This is a genomic window from Pseudomonas urethralis (genome assembly GCF_021602465.1).
GTDB classification, from domain to species: domain Bacteria; phylum Pseudomonadota; class Gammaproteobacteria; order Pseudomonadales; family Pseudomonadaceae; genus Aquipseudomonas; species Aquipseudomonas vlassakiae.
Genome location: NZ_BQIJ01000014.1, coordinates 27,769 through 45,350 on the forward strand (window position 1 = coordinate 27,769; position 17,582 = coordinate 45,350).

Genomic DNA, 17,582 nt, shown 5'->3' on the forward strand with positions numbered 1-17,582 from the left:
TGAGGCATAGATCGAGCGCCGCCCGCGCGGCGCTTGATCGTACAGGCGCTATAAATTCAACGGCGAAAGAGACGCTCAGGAAGCCAGCGCTTGCTCACGCCGCCGCACCGGTGCCGCAAACCGCTGCGGTTGCTGCCAGGCCAGCTGGGCCTGCACCTGCTCCGCCGCATCCATCACCTTCTGCGCCCAATCGCCGTCTTGCGGGTCGACCACGACCACCCGGAAACCGTGGTCGAAGCCCTCGATCCCCACCCCTTCGGAATCGTCCACGTGCAAGTCGATATCGAACGCCGGCGGGTACTTCGAAGGGGCATTCTCAAGCCGGTGCTGCGCCAGCACATGCTGATGGCGATCACTGTTGACCACGCCGTCGACGTGAATACCGTACAGCATCAGCCAGCGGCGGATATAGGCCGGTGTGCGGCCCGACGAGGTGTAGATCCAGATGCTGCAGCCTTGGCGGCGCAGGTCGCGGATCAACGACCGCGTGCCGCGGCGCAGCGGCTCGCCCAACCAGCGGTGGACGAACGCCGGCAGCTTGCTGTGTTCTTCATCGGCGTGGTGTGGCAGGCAGGCGAGCGTGTCATCGATATCGAAGGATATGCGCATCTGCGGGCGCCTGAATGTGCGCCCGATGGCTTGCCACGCGCGTCGGCCACCGGCCTTGCCTTGCTCCAGCATCGAATACCTTTCCATCATCGGCTCCCCTGGCGGGCCGGCACACCGGTGCCGGGCAGGAAGAACTTTTCGGGTTCAGGCGCCTGCGCTTCGAGGAAGGCGGCGTACTTTTTCTTGATCTTGGGCAATTCGTACAACGCTTTCACACCATGCTTGGCGGAGTTGCGAATGACCGAGGACGGGTTGAAGTAACCCTCCGCGTTGTCCAGCGTCAGCACGAACGGCGGCAGCCCGGCCCGCATCAGCAGATAGCTGACGATGAGCGACCCGGTGCGGTTGTTACCTTCGATGAACAATTGCGGCTTGCTGAGGATGCGCACATAGACACCGGCAGCGCGCTTCCAGATCGACTCGCTGCGGTACGCCCAATACCAGTTGTACAGGTCCTTGATGCCACCTTCCACGTTGTTGAAAAAGCGTGCCTCGGTGGCCGCGAGGTGCGGGGCGAACTCGCGGCGGCGCGCCGGGTCGCTGCCGCACAGCACGGTGGCGTTGATCTCCAGCATCAGGTTCAGCTGCTGCAGGTCGAACAGGTCAACGCCCCGTGCGACATAGTCGTCAACCAAGGCATAGCCTTCAAGCACATTCAGCAGCACCTCGTCGGTGAACGGATCACGCGGTTCGGTGAAGTGCTGGCTGAGTTCGCCAAAGCGGGCCTGCACTTCGCGCAGTGCGCGCTCTACCGCTGGCAGGTGAAGACGACAGGTCGCATCCATTTCAGCTGAACTTGCCGCTGATGTAGTCACTGGTCAGTTGCTCACGCGGATTCTGGAAGATCTGCGTGGTCGGCCCCATCTCCACCAGGTAACCGGTGCGGGTGCCCTGGGAGATGTCGACCGAGAAGAACGCCGTGGTATCGGCAACACGGATCGCCTGCTGCATGTTGTGCGTCACCAGGGCGATGGTGTAGTCCTTCTTCAGCTCGACCATCAGCTCTTCCACGCGGCGGGTGGCGATCGGGTCCAGTGCCGAGCAGGGCTCATCGAGCAGCAGCACTTCCGGCTCGGTGGCGATGGCACGGGCGATGCACAGGCGCTGCTGCTGGCCGCCGGACAACGACAGGCCGCTGACCTTGAGCTTGTCCTTGACCTCGTCCCACAGCGCGGCGCCTTGCAGGGCGTGCTTGACGCGGTCGCCGATGTCACCCTTGTAGCGGTTCAGGCGCAGGCCGAAGGCGACGTTGTCGAAGATGCTCATGGAGAACGGGTTCGGCTGCTGGAACACCATGCCGATGTAACGGCGCACCACCACCGGGTCCACGCCCTTGCCATAGACATCCTGGCCGAGGAAGTGCACATGGCCTTCGAAGCGGAAGCCTTTGACCAGGTCATTCATGCGGTTGAGGCTACGCAGCACGGTACTCTTGCCGCAGCCCGACGGGCCGATGAAGCCGGTGATCTGGTTCTTGCGGATCGGTACATGGCTGTCACGCACCGCCATGAAGTTGCCGTAGAAAATCTTGTCCAGCTTGCAGTCCATGACGATTGGCGCTTCGCTGACCATGGGAGCGGCTCTCTGTGCAGTTGATACGTTCACGGTCGAATGCTCCCTTTCAATACTTTGGCTTGCCGAAGATTCGGCTAAGAATGTTGACTACCAGCACGATCATCACCAACACCAGCGAGGCCGCCCAGGCGAGCTCCAGCTGGTTGTCGAACGGCATGCCGGAGAAGTTGTAGATCAGTACGGCAAGCGAGGCCGTGGGGTTCATGACGGCCAGGCTGCCGTCGTGGTAGATCCAGTAGTTGCTGAACAGCGCGGTGAACAGCAGCGGCGCGGTTTCGCCTGCGGCGCGGGCCACGGCCAGCATGACGCCGGTAAGGATGGCCGGCATGCCGGTCGGCAGGACGATCTTCCAGATCACCTGGGCGCGGGTGCAGCCCATGCCGTAGGCGGCGTCCTTCATGATCTTGGGCACCATCTTCATGGCTTCTTCAGCGGTCAGCACGACGATCGGCAGCATCAGCACCGCCAGCGCCACACCACCGGCCGGGGCCGAGTAAGTACCGGTGGTCATCACCACCAGGGCATAGGCGAATACACCGGCAAGGATCGACGGCAGGCCGGTGAGCATCTTCGCGGCGAAGCGCGAGGCGTTGGCCAGCTTGCTCTCAGGCCCAAGCTCGGCGAGGAAGACCGCCGCCAGGATACCGACCGGTACCGCAATGGCGGCGGCGATGCCGACCATGACAAAGGTACCGGCCAGGGCGTTACCGAACCCCCCGCCCATCTCGAAACCGGTGGGCGGCAGTTCGGTGAACACTTCCAGGCTCAGGCGCGCACCGCCCCGGGTGATCAGCATGTACAGCACGGAAATCAGCGGCACGCTGGCCAACAGGGCCACGCACCAGACCATGCTGGTCAGCACCAGGCTGCGCAGGGCGCGGCCTTCGAAGCGGCGCTGCAGGCTGGGCAAGGCGGTAGTGGCTGCAGAGAGGTCAGTCATTATTTGTTACCCCGCTGGGCGTAGAGCATGATCAGCGACCCGAACACGTTCACCAGCAAGGTGATGAACATCAGGACCAGTGCGGCGTACATCAGTACTTCGATCTCGTTCGGCCCGGCTTCCGGGAAGTTCAGCGCCAGCAAGGCTGCCAGCGTGTTGGCCGGGGCAAACAGGGACAGGGTGATGGTGTTGGCGTTACCCACCAGCATCGCCAGGGCCATGGTTTCGCCCAGTGCACGGCCAAGGCCCAGCACCAGGGAGCCGAAGATGCCGGTGGCGGCCGACGGTACCATGACCTTGAGGATGGCCTCCCAGTGGGTGGTGCCCATGCCGTAGGCAGCCTGCTTGGTCTTCATCGGTACGCTGGTCAGCGCATCCTGGGAAACCGCGGCGATGGTCGGCAGGATCATGATCGCCAGCACCAGCGCCGCCGGCAGCAGGCCGGGGCCACTCAGGGAGGTGCCGAAAAACGGGATCCAGCCCAGCTCGCTGTTCAGCCAGGCGGTCAGCGGCCGGATGGCCGGAATCACCACGTAGATGCCCCACAGGCCGTAAACGACGCTGGGGATGGCGGCGAGCAGCTCGACGATGGTGCGAAACACCGCGGCGAGCCTCGCCGGCAAGAAATCCTGGGTAAGGAATATGGCCATGCTGACGCCGAAGAAGCCAGCGATCAACAAGGCGATCAGGGCGCTGTAAAGCGTGCCCCAGATGGCGGGCAGAATGCCGTATTTGCCCTGGTTGACGTCCCACACACTGCCGAACAGCACGTCGAAACCGTGCTTTTCCATTCCTGGAAGTGCTTTGCGTCCTACTTCGTATACCAATGCGAATACCAGCGCGAGAATCAGCACCACACCGATGCGCGCAAGGGCACGGAAGGTGCGATCGACCAGGAAGTCCTTGGTGGACGGCGGCTGGCACGCGGAGTCTGGGTTATCCGGTATGGCAAAAGGTGTGTTCATTTAGCGGGTTCCGGGACTAAGGGCAAACACCCCCGGCACGGCTGTCACACCGCGCCGGGAGCGCCTGAAGCTATTACTGGATGCTTTGCGAGGCTTTGCGCACTTCCTCGACCACCGACGGCGGCAGCGGGATGTAGCCCATCGAGTCGGCGATCTGCTGGCCCTTGGTCAGGCCGTACTCGACCATGTCACGCATGGCCTTGGCCTTTTCCGGGCTGCCGTTGTCCTTGCGGAAGATCATCCAGGTGTAGGACGTGATCGGGTAGGACTTGGCACCTTCCGGGTCTGGCAGGTGAGCGATCAGGTTTTCCGGCATCTTCACTGCAGCCAGCGCTTCGGCACCGCTTTCAGCGTTCGGCACGACGTATTGGCCAGCCTTGTTCTGCAGCGAGGCGAAATCGACCTTGGCCAGCTTGGCGAAGCCGTATTCGATGTAGCCGATGGCGCCCGGGGTCTGGCGAACGGTGGCGGTCACGCCGTCGTTCTTCGGCGACTTGATGAACTTGTCGGTGGCCGGCCAGTTGACGGTGTTGCCTTCGCCCAGGTCTTTCTTGAAGTCAGCATTGATGGCCGACAGGTGCTTGGTGAAGACCGCGTTGGTGCCGCTGGAATCGGCACGCACGACCACGGTGATCGGCATATCAGGCAGTTTCAGCTCTGGGTTGGCCTTGACGATCTGCGGGTCGTTCCACTGGGTGATCTTGCCGAGGAAGATGTTGGAGTACACATCGCGTGGCAGCTTCAGGCCTTTCGGGTTGCCTGGCAGGTTGTAGGCCAGGACGATTTCACCGGCGGTCATCGGCAGCAGCTGCACGCCTTCGCCGACCTTGGCAATGTCTGCTTCGCTCATGGCCGAGTCGCTGGCGGCGAAGTCGACGGTCTTGTTCAGGAAGTCCTGGACACCTGCCCCGCTGCCCTTGGACTGGTAGTCGACGGTGACGCCAGCAGTGTTCTTGCTGAAGTCCTTGAACCAGGTCAGGTAGATCGGTGCAGGGAAACTGGCGCCGGAACCGGTCAGGCGAACGTTGTCTGCGGCAAAGGCCGAAGTGGCGCTGAGCGAGACGGCAACGGCGAGTGCAGCAGACTTCATCAGGCGTATCATGGAAAAAGCGCTCCGTGTGATGGCCGACACACTTTGCAGCAGCTGTGTTACAGCTTTGTGACTGTTGAATGGCAGTGAACCCTTCAATCCCCTCTAGAACGGGGCACACAGTCAGCGGGCTGTCATTGCTTGGTAACCAAATGTGACTTGATACCTTGCCATCAGCTGCCTGCGCTGATCATGAAGCACTGCACCTGGCCGAGGTCAGAGCGCCATGACCATTTCATGCCAGGCCATGCCACCGTGGTCCGAGGGCGAAGGCCGCACATACTGGTAGCCCATCTTGCGGTACAGCTCGACGTGCTGTTCCTTGCACATCAGGTGGATTGTCTGCTTGCCCTGGGTCTGCATGCGGCCGATGAACTCGCGCATCAGCCGCTTGGCGTAGCCCTTGCCCTGGTGGGCCGTGTCCACCACCACCGACATGATCACCACGTTCGGCGCCAGCGGGTCGTGGCCGACCAGTTCCTTGAATGCCTCGTCGGACATCACCACCTCGTGGGCGCAGCCACTGTTGATGAAGCCGACGATGCCGTGGGGGTCCTGGAGCAGCAGGAAGCCTTCGGGATATTGGCTGATGCGCGTGCGGATCTTCTCCAGCGTGGCCGCTTCGTCGCCCTCGTAGGCACCGATTTCGATCGCGTAGCAGCGCTCGGCGTCAGCGATGACGGGCTGGCGGAATGAGGTGTTGCTCATGGGTAGGCATCCATCAATGAAATGATCGTGCCACTAGGGTAATAGAGCTGAGCGGCAAACCGCGCATTCTTTTCGAGGGCTATGATGGAACGCCTGCTGCGCCCTGCCCTCCCATGATCATGCAGGACGAACGGCGCACTGCCCATTTACCCCTGGAGGACTGGCTCGCATGAAAAAGATCCTGATGGTACTGACCTCGCACGACCAGCTGGGCGACACCGGCAGGAAGACCGGCTTCTGGCTGGAAGAGTTCGCCGCGCCCTATTACGTGTTCGTCGACGCCAATGCCGACGTCACCCTCGCCTCGCCCAAAGGTGGCCAGCCACCGCTGGACCCGAAAAGCGACGAAGCCGATGCCCAGACCGACGCCACCCGGCGCTTCGCCAGCGACACCGAGGGGCAGATGGCCCTGGCCGACACCGTGCCGCTGGGCGAGGTCGACCCTTATCACTTCGATGCGGTGTTCTACCCCGGTGGCCACGGCCCGCTGTGGGACCTGGCCGAGGATACCGATTCGAAGACCTTGCTCGAAGCGTTCTATGCCGCCAACAAGCCGATTGCGACGGTATGCCATGCCCCAGGCGTTCTGAAGAACGTGAACACGCCAGACGGCCACCCGGTGGTCAAAGGCAAGCGGGTCACGGGCTTCGCCAACAGTGAGGAAGAGGCCGTCGGGCTGACCCACGTGGTGCCCTTCCTCGTGGAAGACATGCTCAAGGCCAAAGGTGGCGAGTACTCCAAGGCAGCGGACTGGGCAAGCCATGTGGTCGAGGACGGCCATCTGATCACCGGGCAGAACCCTGCCTCATCCGAGGCGGTGGCCAAGGCATTGCTCAAGCGCTTGGCCAGCTGACGGTGCAACGCCCCAGGCGGCCAGGCATGCTGGCTGCCTGGGGCGCAGGCCAGAGTTGGCGAGTTAGCGAGGCGGTTGATCTGGCTTCAACCTCCAGAGAGCCTAAAATTCCACCTTCCCCCGCCCCGCCTTGACAGTACTACGCCTGGCTTTTCCTTCCAGCCGTCGGGTCTTCGAGCCGAGGGTCGGCTTGGTAGGCCGGCGTTTCTTCTCGACCTTGCCGGCAGCAACGATCAACTCGGCAAGGCGCGCCAAAGCGTCAGCGCGGTTCTGTTCCTGGGTACGGTATTGCTGGGCCTTGATGATCAACACGCCATCGCCAGTGATGCGGCTGTCACGCAGCGCCAGCAGCCGCTCCTTGTAGAACGCGGGCAGCGACGAGGCGCGAATGTCGAAGCGCAGGTGCACAGCGCTGGACACCTTGTTGACATTCTGCCCACCCGCGCCTTGCGCGCGGATGTAGGTCAGCTCGATGTCGGCATCTGGCAACTGCACGTTATTGGAAATGGTCAGCATGGCATGGCCCTTGGGATGGCCCTCCATTATCACCGCCTACACCGCTCGCCCAAAGCACAAACCACGCTGGACGTTAGGCTCACTGCCGGGCTTTCTCATCGACCTCGGCCAAGCGCTTCCTGGTCGCGCGGGTCAGCGCTTCCTGCTCCTTGACCGATGTCGGCGTAATCACCTTGTCCACGGCCTCGGTATCGGGATCCGGATTTTCAAGCACCGGGTCCGGCGCCTTCTCGCCGCGCTGCGCCTCCTCAGAGGAAATCGGCCGAGGGACTTTGTCGCCGGTCTTGCCATCGGTGTGCTTCATGGGTTGCTCCTCGTGACAGTGGTGTCTTTTAAGAAGAGCCCTGCGGCACGCAAAAGTTTGATCCATTCGCGCCCGGGCAAACGCCCTGGCAGCCACTGGCGAATCGGATTGAACAGCAGCGCCCCTGCGCGCCCTAACGGGAGGTAACCATGCTTTCAGGAGACAGGCCATGATCGACCCCAACCACCCTGACCCGTATGTCGACGAGGTGCCGCACAATCCGGGCGAGCCCGTACCCAAGCCGCGCCCCGAGCCGCAACAGGAGGCTCCAGACTGGCCTGAGGGGCAGGTGCCGCCAGAAGAGCAATCGGACGGCTGAACAAAGGCATTGCAGTGACGACTCAAGCCTTGCAGGGGCGCGGCGCTGCCGCGGTGTACAGCACCGACATCCCTGCCCGCCTCGACCGCCTGCCGTGGACGCGCTTTCATACCTTGCTGGTGCTGGCGCTGGGCATCACCTGGCTGCTCGATGGCCTGGAAGTCACCCTGGCGGGCTCGGTGGCGGGCGCGCTCAAGGACAGCCCTGCGCTGCACCTGAGCAACACCGACATCGGCCTGGCAGGCGCCACGTACATCGCCGGCGCGGTCATCGGTGCGCTGTTCTTCGGCTGGCTGACCGACCGCCTGGGGCGGCGCAGGCTGTTCTTCATCACCTTGTTCCTGTACATCGGCGCCACGGCAGCCACGGCGTTCTCTTGGAGCCTGTGGAGCTTCCTGCTGTTCCGCTTTCTCACCGGTGCCGGTATCGGCGGCGAGTACACGGCCATCAACTCGACCATCCAGGAATTCACCCCGGCGCGCTACCGCGGCTGGGTCGACCTGACCATCAACGGCACTTTCTGGATCGGCGCAGCGCTCGGCGCGGCCGGTGCGGTGTTGCTGCTCGACCCGGCGATTGCCGGTGGTGACCTGGGTTGGCGCCTGTGTTTCGGCATCGGCGCAGTGCTGGGCCTGCTGATCATGCTGATGCGCCTGTGGGTGCCGGAAAGCCCGCGCTGGCTGATGATCCACAACCAGCCGCAACACGCCGAGCGCATCGTCGCCGACATCGAACGGCATTACCACGATCGCGGGATCGCGATCCCACCGCTTCAAGACCCTCCGCTGAAACTGCGCGCGCGCGACCATACGCCTTTGCGCGAGGTGTTCCAGAGCTTGTTCGTCGAGCATCGGCGTCGTGCCCTGGTAGGCCTGACCTTGCTCAGCGCACAAGCATTCTTCTACAACGCGATCTTCTTCACCTATGCCCTGGTGCTGACCGACTTCTACCAGGTGCCGACGGCCAAGGTGGGCTGGTACATCCTGCCGTTCGCGCTGGGCAACTTCTGCGGCCCACTGTTGCTGGGCAGGCTGTTCGACGTGGTCGGCAGGCGCATCATGATCAGTTCCACCTACCTGGTCTCGGGGGTGCTGCTGGCCATCAGCGGCTACCTGTTCCAGCGAGAGCTGCTCGACGTGACCCAGCAGACCCTGGCCTGGATGGTGATTTTCTTCTTCGCTTCGGCGGCGGCCAGTTCCGCCTACCTCACCGTGGCGGAAACCTTCCCGCTGGAAATCCGTGCCCTGGCCATTGCGGTGTTCTATGCCTTCGGCACCGGTCTGGGAGGCCTGGTCGGGCCGACCCTGTTCGGCGCGCTGATCGAAACCGGTGAACGCGCCTACGTGCTGTACGGCTACCTGATCGGCGCGGCGCTGATGATCATTGCCGCCCTGACCCAGGCGCTATGGGGCGTGGCGGTCGAGCGGTGTTCGCTCGAACGGGTGGCCAGGCCGCTGTCGCAGATGAGCGAACCCTGAGCGCACCGTCCGTCCATTCAATGGCACTCCGGGCGCCCCAGGCCTTCAACCCTTCAGGTACACCACGCAGGAGTGAATGCCATGCCACGCGGCGACAAGGACAAATACACCGACAAGCAGAAGCGCAAGGCCGAGCATATCGAAGAGAGCTACGAGCACAAGGGCGTGTCGAAGGATGAAGCCGAGGCGCGCGCCTGGGCCACCGTCAACAAGCAGTCCGGGGGTGGCGAGAAGTCAGGCGGTTCTGGCAGCAAGACCTCCGCTGGCGAGAAGAAGACGGCCCGTTCGGACTCGGCCAGGCGTGCAGCGAAGTCACGCGAGGGGCACGCCCGCTCATCCGGCAGCTCGCTGGAAAGCCAGACCAAGGCAAGCCTGCTCAAGGAGGCGCGCAGCAAGGACATCAAAGGTCGCTCGACCATGACCAAGGCCGAACTGGTGGCAGCCCTGCGCAAGAGCGCCTGACACTGTTGCACAGGCAACAGCCGGCCAACAGTTGGCGGCGATCCACACACGGACGCTCGCCCCCGGCTGGCTGCAAGGCCCTGGTTTGCGGCACTTCCGGGGCTGGCACAACAGCTGCAATGTGAAGTCGTCCGACTACACATCGAGTTGTCCATGCCTAGCGAAATCCTCTCTGCAGCCTACGAAATCCGCCGCCCTGCAGCGCACATCATCGAAGACGACGGCGAGGCGATCGCCGTCGCCCACCAGGTCGCTGCACTGTTGCGCGAAGGCGCGGCCGAACGCGATCGACAGCGGCATGTACCGGCAGACATTGTCGACGCCTTCTCCAACAGCGGGCTGTGGGGCATCACCGTGCCACGGGCCCATGGCGGTGCCGAGGTCTCGTACGCCACGCTCGCGCGCGTCATCGCCATCGTCTCGGCCGCCGACCCCTCGTTGGGGCAGATTCCGCAGAATCACTACTGCCTGCTCGAAGACATCCGCCTGCAAGGCACCGCCGAACAACAGCGCCACTTCTTCGGCCTGGTGCTGCAGGGCCATCGCTTTGCCAATGCTTTGTCGGAAACCGGCGGCAAGACCGTCCAGGACATCCGTACACGCCTGGTGGCCGAAGGCGACGGCTTTCGCATCGATGGGCGCAAAGGCTACTGCACCGGCTCGTTGTACGCCCACTGGATCGGGGTACTGGCGCTGGATGAGCAGGACCGTGCGCAACTGGCATTCGTCGAACGCGGCACGCCTGGCCTGGTGATCGTCGACGACTGGAGCAGTATCGGCCAGCGCACCACCTCCAGCGGTACCGTGCTGCTCGATGGCCTGCGGGTACAGGCGTTCAACCTGTTCCCCAGCTACCGCTCCTACGAGAGCCCGACCCTGGCCGGCCCCTTCGCCCAGCTGACCACCGCCGCCATCGATGCCGGCATCGGCCGTGCGGCGCTGGACGACACCATGGCCTTCGTGCGCCAGCACGCCCGCCCGTGGATCGACGCCAAGGTGGAAAAGGCCAGCGAAGACCCGCTGACCATCATCCAGGTCGGCTCACTGGAAATCCGCCAGGAAGCGGCCGAGGCGCTGCTGGAGCGCGCCGGCCTGGCGCTGGACGCGGCCAGACCGGCACCGGATGAAGACAACGTGGCCCTGGCCTCGGTGGCCGTGGCCAAGGCCAAGGTGCTCACCACCGAGGTGGCCATCGAGGCCAGCAACCGCCTGTTCGAACTGGGCGGCACGCGCTCGTCGCTGACGCAGCACAACTTCGACCGCCACTGGCGCAACGCCCGGGTGCATACCCTGCACGACCCGGTGCGCTGGAAATATCACCTGGTCGGCAACTGGGCCTTGAACGGCATCAAGCCTGCCCGCCATGACTGGAACTGAGGCCGCGCGACCATGACCAAGCAGATCCGCCTCAATGCCTTTGCCATGAACACCGTCGGCCATCTTTCGCCAGGGCTCTGGCGCCACCCGCGGGACCAGGCCACCCGCTATACCGATATCCACTATTGGGTTGAGCTTGCCAAGACCCTGGAGCGGGGCTGCATCGACGGGTTGTTCATCGCCGACGTGCTGGGCGTCTATGACGTGTATGGCGGCAATGCCGACGCGGCCTTGCGCAGCGCTGCCCAAGTGCCGGTCAACGACCCGTTGCAGCTGGTACCGGCCATGGCCGCTGCCACCCGCCACCTGGGTTTCGGCGTGACCGCATCGGTGTCGTTCGAGCACCCCTACCCGTTCGCCCGGCGCATGAGCACCCTCGATCACCTGACCCAGGGGCGCGCCGGCTGGAACATCGTCACCTCTTACCTGGCCAGCGGCGCACGCAACCTGGGGCAACCGCCACTCAGCCACGATCAGCGTTATGCACTGGCCGAGGAATACCTGCAGGTCTGCTACAAGCTCTGGGAAACCAGCTGGGAAGACGATGCGGTCCAGGCCGACCGGGCGACCGGGGTGTATGCCGACCCGCGCAAGGTCCACGGCATCGACCACCAGGGCACCTGGTTCAAGGTGCCGGGTTTTCACTTGAGCGAGCCCTCGCCGCAACGCTCGCCGGTGATCTACCAGGCCGGCGCCTCGAGCCGCGGCCGAGCCTTCGCCGCCGCCCATGCCGAGTGCGTGGTCGTCGCCGCCCCCAGCAAGGCGGTGCTGCGCAAGCAGGTGGCCGAACTGCGGGCGGCAGTGGCTGCCGCCGGGCGCGCGGCCGATGAGGTACAGATCCTCGAACAACTGACGGTCATCGTCGCCCTGACCGACCAGCAGGCGCTGGCCCTGCTCGATGAGTATCGCCAGTACGCCAGCGCCAGCGGCGCCTTGACGCTGATGGCCGGCTGGACCGGTATCGACTTCGCCGAATACGCCCCCGACCAGGTGCTGCGCGACGTGCCCAGCGACGCCATCCAGTCCGCCGTGGAGGCCTTCACCCGCGCCGACCCGACACGCACCTGGACCACCGCCGAAATTGCCGAATATTGCGCCATCGGTGGCGACGGCCCGGTGCTGGTAGGCTCGGCACAGACCGTGGCCGATCAATTGCAGGAATGGGTGGAGGAAACCGGCGTCGATGGCTTCAACCTGGCCAGCGTGGTCGCGCCGGAAACCTTTGCAGCGGTGGTCGACCTGCTGGTGCCGGAGCTGCAGGCCCGCGGGCTGTTCAAGCGTGCCTACCCACCCGGCACGTTGCGCAACAAGCTGTTCGGCCGCGGTGACCGCCTGGGCGGATCGCACCCGGTCGCCGCGCTGCGCCGTGAGGCTGGCCGATGAACGAACTGCTGAGCAACCTCGATTGGGGCGAAATCGCCCAGGCCTGCCTCGACACCCTGAGCATGCTGGGCGCGGCACTGGGCTTCACGGTGCTGTTCGGCCTGCCCCTGGGGGTATTGCTGTACCTCACCGGGCAACGCCAACTGCTCGCCAACGGGCCGCTCTACCGCAGCCTCTGCGTGGTGGTCAACGTGCTGCGTTCGCTGCCATTCATCATCCTGCTGATCGTGCTGATCCCGTTGACCACGCTGCTGACCGGCACCTCCCTCGGGGTCAAGGGCACCATCCCGCCGCTGGTGGTCGGTTGCACGCCGTTCTTCGCCCGCCTGGTGGAAACCGCCCTGCGCGAAGTCGACCGCGGCCTGGTAGAGGCCAGCCAGGCCATGGGCGGCAGCATCGCCCAGATCATCCGCTACACCCTGCTGCCCGAAGCGCGCACCGGGCTGATCGCGGCCGTCACGGTCACCGCCATCGTGCTGGTCGACTATACCGCCATGGCCGGCGTGATCGGCGGCGGCGGCCTCGGCGACCTGGCGATCCGCTTCGGCTACCAGCGCTTCCAGACCGATGTGATGGTGGTCACCGTGCTGCTGCTGATCCTGCTGGTGCAGGTGTTGCAGATGAGCGGTGACCGCCTGGTAAGACATTTCACCCGACGCTGAATCCCTTCAAGGTATCCCCATCATGAGAAAGACCCTCACTGCCCTCGCCGCCTTCATCGCCTTCAGCGCGCAGGCCGCCGAACATCTGGTGGTCGGCGCCACGCCGGTGCCCCACGCCGAGATCCTCGAATTCGTCAAGCCAGCCCTGGCCAAGGAGGGCGTGGACCTCGACATCAAGGTGTTCAACGACTTCATCCAGCCCAACCTGCAACTGGCGCAAAAGCACCTGGATGCCAACTACTACCAGTACCGGCCGTTCCTCAACGACTTCAACCAGACCCGGCATACCGACCTGGTCCCGGTGGTCGGTGTGCACATCGAGCCGTTCGGCGCCTACTCGGCCAAGTACAAGACCCTGGCCGAGCTGCCCGATGGCGCCAGCGTGGCCATCCCCAATGACCCGGTGAACACTGGCCGCGCCCTGGTGCTGCTGGCCGAGGCCGGATTGCTCAAGCTCAAGGACCCGGCCAACCCGCAATCCACCCAGCGTGACATCACCGACAACCCGCGCCATCTGAAGATCCGCGAACTGGAAGGCGCCATGCTGGCCCGTTCGGTCAAGCAGGTGGACCTGGCCTTCGTTTTCGCCAACTACGCACTGGAGGCGGGTATCGACACCAACAGCGCGCTGATCGTCGAGAAAGGCAAGGACCTGTATGTCGAGTACCTGGTCGCCCGCCCCGATAACCTGCAGGACCCCGGTATCCAGAAACTGGCCAAGGCACTCAACTCGCCAGAAGTGCGCAATTTCATCCTGACCCGCTACAAGGGCCAGATCGCCCCGGGGTTCTGAGCCATGAGCCGCTTTCAGCAGCAGCTCCAGCCAGCCCTGGCCCACGTACAGCTGCAGGGCATCCACAAGCGCTACGGCGGGGTCAGCGCGCTGGATGCCATCGACCTCGAGATACGCCGCGGCGAGGTATTCGGCATCATCGGCCGCAGTGGCGCGGGCAAGTCCTCGCTGCTGCGCCTGCTCAATCGCCTGGAGACGCCCAGCGCTGGCCAGGTGCTGATCGACGGCCAGGACATTGCCGGCCTGCAGGGCAAGCCCCTGCAGAGCCTGCGGCGCAAGGTGGCGATGATCTTCCAGCACTTCAACCTGCTGGCCAACAGCAGCGTCTGGGAGAATGTCGAGCTGCCGCTGCGCATGGCCGGTGTGCCTCAGGCGCAGCGCGCCGCCCGGGTGCGGGAACTGTTGCAGCTGGTGGGCCTGGCAGAACGCGCCGGGAACTACCCGGCGCAACTGTCAGGCGGCCAGAAGCAGCGCGTCGGCATTGCCCGGGCGCTGGTGTTGCAACCGCAGATCCTGCTGTGCGACGAGGCCACTTCGGCACTCGACCCGCAAAGTACCGAGTCGGTGCTTGAGCTGTTGCGCGACATCAACCAGCGGCTGGGCCTGACCATCGTCCTGATCACCCACGAAATGCAGGTGATACGTGACCTGTGCGACCGCGTGGCAGTGCTGGAACAAGGCCGTATCGTCGAGGCCGGCGAGGTGTGGCAAGTGTTTGGCGATCCCCAACACCCTGTCAGCCGCATCCTCCTGAGCGACGCCGCCCTGCCGCGCCAGGCCAGCCACCCCGGTCAGCGTCATATCGACCTGCACTACACCGGAAACCAGTACTTGCAGCCTGACCTGCCGGCTATCAGCGCAGCACTGGGCGAAGGTGTGAGCCTGCATTCGGCTTCCATCGAGCCTATTCAAGGCCGCTACCTCGGGCGCCTGCGCCTGGCGATCAGCAGCGCGACCCCGGCCGACGTGCTGATGCAGCGGGCCAGCCGGCTGGCCGACCGGGTCGAGTGGGTTTGACAGCCCAGGGCCACAGCGTCCAGGCCGAGCAGGCTACAGGGCCATGCGCGCCCTCAGTCGTTTGAGGTTCGGTTATGCCAGTGGGTCATCTGCATGCCGGTGGCCGGATCCTGCGCGGGGACGGGGACGGCAGCGATACGCGCCAACGCCTGTTGGTGCATTGCCCGATCGGGACGCTGGATGTCGTACTGCTCCTGCCCGTGCGGATAGGCGCCGACCACCAGAAAGTCATCGCTGGCTTCTACGCAGCGATGGCCGGTACCCGCCGGCAACACCAGCACATCCCCCACTTTGACACTCAGCGTCTGCCCTGCTTCGCCGCCAAGGGTGACCTGGGCATGCCCCGTGGCGACGCCCAGGGCCTCGTGGGCGTTGGGGTGAAAATGGTGGTAGTCGAAGATGCCGGCACGCCATAGCGGTGCCCACTGGTGCGCCGAGAACAGCGCCTCGAACGCACTGGCATTGTCCTCTGCAGGGTCAAGCTGAAACCGGTACAGCAGTACCGGAAATCGGTTGTTGGGTGTGGCCCCGTCATCGTCGAAAAGCAGGGTCTGCAAGTTGCCGCTGGTGGTGTCGATAGCGCTCATCTGCATGGGTCCTGATCAGTGGGTCGATGTGCCTGGGAAGCCTGCGAGGACGACGAGGTTCCGGTCAGCCGACAGACGTGAACACGGGTGAAACTTTCCCGAAGCCAGCCAAGTCCAGACCCCTATCGAGCACATTCTGGGAGAAGACGATGACTGGCACGGTAGGCGACTTTCTGGTGGAGCGCTTGTATCAATGGGGCGTGCGACGCATCTTTGGCTACCCTGGCGATGGCATCAATGGCGTGTTCGGCGCCCTGAACCGGGCCAAGGGCAAGATCGAGTTCATCCAGGCCCGCCACGAAGAAATGGCCGCGTTCATGGCCAGCGCCCACGCCAAGTTCACCGGCGAACTGGGCGTGTGCATCGCCACCTCCGGCCCCGGCGCCTCGCACCTGCTCACCGGCCTGTACGATGCGCGCATGGACCACCAGCCGGTGCTGGCCATCGTCGGTCAGCAGGCGCGCGCCGCGCTTGGCGGGCACTACCAGCAAGAGCTCGACCTGCTGTCGATGTTCAAGGATGTGGCCGGTGCCTTCGTCCAGCAAGCGTCCACGCCGGAACAGGTCCGCCACCTGCTCGACCGCGCGGTGCGCACCGCGGTCGGTGAGCGCCGGGTCACCGCCATCATCCTGCCCAACGATCTGCAGGACCTGCCCTACAACGAGCCGCCCAAAGCCCATGGCACGGTGCATTCCGGCATCGGCTACAGCAAGCCCAAGGTCGTCCCCTTCGACGCGGACCTGCAGCGCGCCGCCGACGTGCTCAACGCTGGGCGCAAGGTGGCGATACTGGTTGGGGCCGGCGCGCTGCAGGCCACCGAGCAGGTCATTGCGGCCGCGGAAAAACTCGGCGCAGGCGTGGCCAAGGCGCTGCTGGGCAAGGCTGTGCTGCCCGACGACCTGCCGTGGGTCACCGGTTCCATCGGCCTGCTCGGCACCGAACCCAGCTACCGGCTGATGAGCGAGTGCGACACCCTGCTGATGATCGGCTCGGGCTTCCCGTATTCCGAATTCCTGCCCAAGGAAGGCCAGGCCCGTGGCGTGCAGATCGACCTGCAACCCGACATGCTCAGCCTGCGCTACCCGATGGAGGTGAACCTGGTCGGCGACGCCGCGCAAACCCTGCACGCGCTGCTGCCACTGCTGGAGCACAAGGCGGACCGGCGTTGGCGTGACAAGGTCGAAAGCTGGCGGGCGCACTGGGACAAGACCCTGGAAAAACGCGCGCTGGTCAAGGCCGAGCCGATCAACCCGCAACGCGTGGTGCACGAGCTTTCCCCACGCCTGCCCGACAACGCCATCATCACCAGCGATTCCGGCTCCTGCGCCAACTGGTTCGCCCGCGACCTACAAATCCGCCAGGGCATGCAGTGCTCGTTGTCCGGCGGCCTGGCCAGCATGGGCGCGGCCGTGCCTTACGCGATCGCCGCCAAGTTCGCTCAGCCAGAGCGTGCCGTGGTCGCCCTGGTCGGTGATGGCGCCATGCAGATGAGCAACCTGGCCGAGCTGATCACCGTGGCCAAGTATTGGCAGCAGTGGGCCAACCCGCAATGGATCTGCGCCGTGTTCAACAACGAAGACCTCAACCAGGTCACCTGGGAGCAGCGGGTGATGGAAGGCGACCCGAAGTTCGAAGCTTCGCAATCGATACCCGATGTGCCCTACCACCTGTTCGCCATCTCCATCGGCCTGCAAGGCATCTACGTCGAGCGCGAAGAAGACATCGCCGGCGCCTGGGAGCGGGCCCTGGCCGCCGACCGGCCGGTATTGATCGAGTTCAAGACCGACCCCGACGTGCCGCCCCTGCCGCCGCATATCAAGCTGGAACAAGCGAAGAAGTTCGCCAGCACCCTGCTGCAAGGCGACCCGGACCAGGCCGGCGTCATCGTGCAGACGGCCAAACAAGTGCTCAGTTCGGTATTGCCGGGCAAGAAATGACCCACCG

The 17,582-nt window shown here is 64.4% G+C and carries 20 protein-coding genes; 10 read left to right on the forward strand and 10 right to left on the reverse strand.

Annotated elements, in window-relative coordinates:
• Window positions 1-75: 75 nt before the first annotated feature.
• The 7 genes from L6D64_RS20425 to L6D64_RS20455 all read right to left on the reverse strand — a co-directional run bounded on the left by L6D64_RS20425 (window position 76) and on the right by L6D64_RS20455 (window position 5,887).
• Complete coding sequence (locus L6D64_RS20425) at window positions 76-696, reverse strand: hypothetical protein (RefSeq protein WP_176509339.1); 621 nt, start codon at window positions 694-696, stop codon at window positions 76-78.
• On the reverse strand, window positions 696-1,394 hold the full coding sequence (locus tag L6D64_RS20430) for a hypothetical protein (protein WP_176509338.1): 699 nt from the start codon (window positions 1,392-1,394) through the stop codon (window positions 696-698). The genes L6D64_RS20425 and L6D64_RS20430 overlap by 1 nt, the downstream gene beginning before the upstream one ends.
• A gap of 1 nt (window position 1,395) precedes the next feature.
• Window positions 1,396-2,181: a phosphate ABC transporter ATP-binding protein PstB gene (pstB, locus tag L6D64_RS20435; protein WP_189660624.1), complete on the reverse strand. Its 786-nt coding sequence runs from the start codon at window positions 2,179-2,181 to the stop codon at window positions 1,396-1,398.
• A 49-nt stretch (window positions 2,182-2,230) separates the two neighbouring features.
• A complete protein-coding gene (gene pstA, locus L6D64_RS20440; RefSeq protein WP_054883789.1) occupies window positions 2,231-3,124 on the reverse strand; it encodes a phosphate ABC transporter permease PstA in 894 nt (297 codons plus the stop codon).
• Window positions 3,124-4,089, reverse strand: a complete 966-nt coding sequence (pstC, locus tag L6D64_RS20445; protein ID WP_054883790.1) for a phosphate ABC transporter permease subunit PstC — start codon at window positions 4,087-4,089, stop codon at window positions 3,124-3,126. The genes pstA and pstC overlap by 1 nt, the downstream gene beginning before the upstream one ends.
• A 73-nt stretch (window positions 4,090-4,162) precedes the next feature.
• Entirely contained in the window at window positions 4,163-5,191 is a 1,029-nt protein-coding gene (gene pstS, locus L6D64_RS20450; RefSeq protein WP_176509336.1) for a phosphate ABC transporter substrate-binding protein PstS, read from the reverse strand.
• Window positions 5,192-5,395: 204 nt separating this feature from the next.
• Window positions 5,396-5,887 (reverse strand): GNAT family N-acetyltransferase, encoded by a 492-nt coding sequence (locus tag L6D64_RS20455; protein ID WP_176509335.1) that lies wholly within the window; start codon window positions 5,885-5,887, stop codon window positions 5,396-5,398.
• Window positions 5,888-6,056: 169 nt separating this feature from the next.
• Here L6D64_RS20455 and L6D64_RS20460 point away from each other — a divergent pair, with 169 nt between their 5' ends.
• The gene (locus L6D64_RS20460) at window positions 6,057-6,740 is read left to right on the forward strand and encodes a type 1 glutamine amidotransferase domain-containing protein (protein WP_176509334.1); all 684 of its coding nucleotides are present in this window, start codon (window positions 6,057-6,059) and stop codon (window positions 6,738-6,740) included.
• A 102-nt stretch (window positions 6,741-6,842) separates the two neighbouring features.
• Here the strand turns inward: L6D64_RS20460 and arfB are convergent, their stop codons facing one another.
• Both arfB and L6D64_RS20470 read right to left on the reverse strand, forming a co-directional pair.
• Window positions 6,843-7,256 (reverse strand): alternative ribosome rescue aminoacyl-tRNA hydrolase ArfB, encoded by a 414-nt coding sequence (gene arfB, locus L6D64_RS20465; protein ID WP_176509333.1) that lies wholly within the window; start codon window positions 7,254-7,256, stop codon window positions 6,843-6,845.
• 79 nt (window positions 7,257-7,335) lie between these two features.
• Entirely contained in the window at window positions 7,336-7,560 is a 225-nt protein-coding gene (locus L6D64_RS20470; RefSeq protein ID WP_176509332.1) for a hypothetical protein, read from the reverse strand.
• A 169-nt stretch (window positions 7,561-7,729) separates the two neighbouring features.
• Between L6D64_RS20470 and L6D64_RS20475 the strand changes: the two genes are divergently transcribed.
• From L6D64_RS20475 to L6D64_RS20510, 8 genes are all read left to right on the forward strand, one after another.
• Window positions 7,730-7,879, forward strand: a complete 150-nt coding sequence (locus tag L6D64_RS20475; RefSeq protein WP_156351877.1) for a hypothetical protein — start codon at window positions 7,730-7,732, stop codon at window positions 7,877-7,879.
• Window positions 7,880-7,893: 14 nt separating this feature from the next.
• Window positions 7,894-9,357, forward strand: a complete 1,464-nt coding sequence (locus L6D64_RS20480) for an MFS transporter (protein ID WP_176509331.1) — start codon at window positions 7,894-7,896, stop codon at window positions 9,355-9,357.
• A gap of 81 nt (window positions 9,358-9,438) precedes the next feature.
• Window positions 9,439-9,819, forward strand: a complete 381-nt coding sequence (locus tag L6D64_RS20485; RefSeq protein ID WP_176509330.1) for a termination factor Rho — start codon at window positions 9,439-9,441, stop codon at window positions 9,817-9,819.
• Between the two features lie 153 nt (window positions 9,820-9,972).
• A complete protein-coding gene (locus tag L6D64_RS20490) occupies window positions 9,973-11,196 on the forward strand; it encodes an SfnB family sulfur acquisition oxidoreductase (RefSeq protein ID WP_176509329.1) in 1,224 nt (407 codons plus the stop codon).
• Window positions 11,197-11,208: 12 nt separating this feature from the next.
• A complete protein-coding gene (locus L6D64_RS20495) occupies window positions 11,209-12,579 on the forward strand; it encodes an LLM class flavin-dependent oxidoreductase (protein WP_176509328.1) in 1,371 nt (456 codons plus the stop codon).
• Window positions 12,576-13,241, forward strand: coding sequence for a methionine ABC transporter permease (locus L6D64_RS20500; protein ID WP_176509327.1), 666 nt, complete (start codon window positions 12,576-12,578; stop codon window positions 13,239-13,241). Before L6D64_RS20495 ends, L6D64_RS20500 begins: the two co-directional genes overlap by 4 nt.
• Before the next feature lie 22 nt (window positions 13,242-13,263).
• Window positions 13,264-14,034, forward strand: coding sequence for a MetQ/NlpA family ABC transporter substrate-binding protein (locus tag L6D64_RS20505; protein WP_176509326.1), 771 nt, complete (start codon window positions 13,264-13,266; stop codon window positions 14,032-14,034).
• A gap of 3 nt (window positions 14,035-14,037) precedes the next feature.
• Window positions 14,038-15,051 (forward strand): methionine ABC transporter ATP-binding protein, encoded by a 1,014-nt coding sequence (locus tag L6D64_RS20510; RefSeq protein WP_176509325.1) that lies wholly within the window; start codon window positions 14,038-14,040, stop codon window positions 15,049-15,051.
• A 53-nt stretch (window positions 15,052-15,104) separates the two neighbouring features.
• Here L6D64_RS20510 and L6D64_RS20515 read toward each other — a convergent pair whose 3' ends face one another.
• Window positions 15,105-15,638 carry a cupin domain-containing protein gene (locus L6D64_RS20515; protein WP_176509323.1) on the reverse strand — a complete coding sequence of 178 codons (534 nt, stop codon included), beginning with the start codon at window positions 15,636-15,638 and terminating at the stop codon, window positions 15,105-15,107.
• A gap of 149 nt (window positions 15,639-15,787) precedes the next feature.
• Here L6D64_RS20515 and L6D64_RS20520 point away from each other — a divergent pair, with 149 nt between their 5' ends.
• Window positions 15,788-17,575, forward strand: coding sequence for a thiamine pyrophosphate-requiring protein (locus tag L6D64_RS20520; RefSeq protein ID WP_176509322.1), 1,788 nt, complete (start codon window positions 15,788-15,790; stop codon window positions 17,573-17,575).
• The last annotated feature ends 7 nt before the right edge of the window (window positions 17,576-17,582 follow it).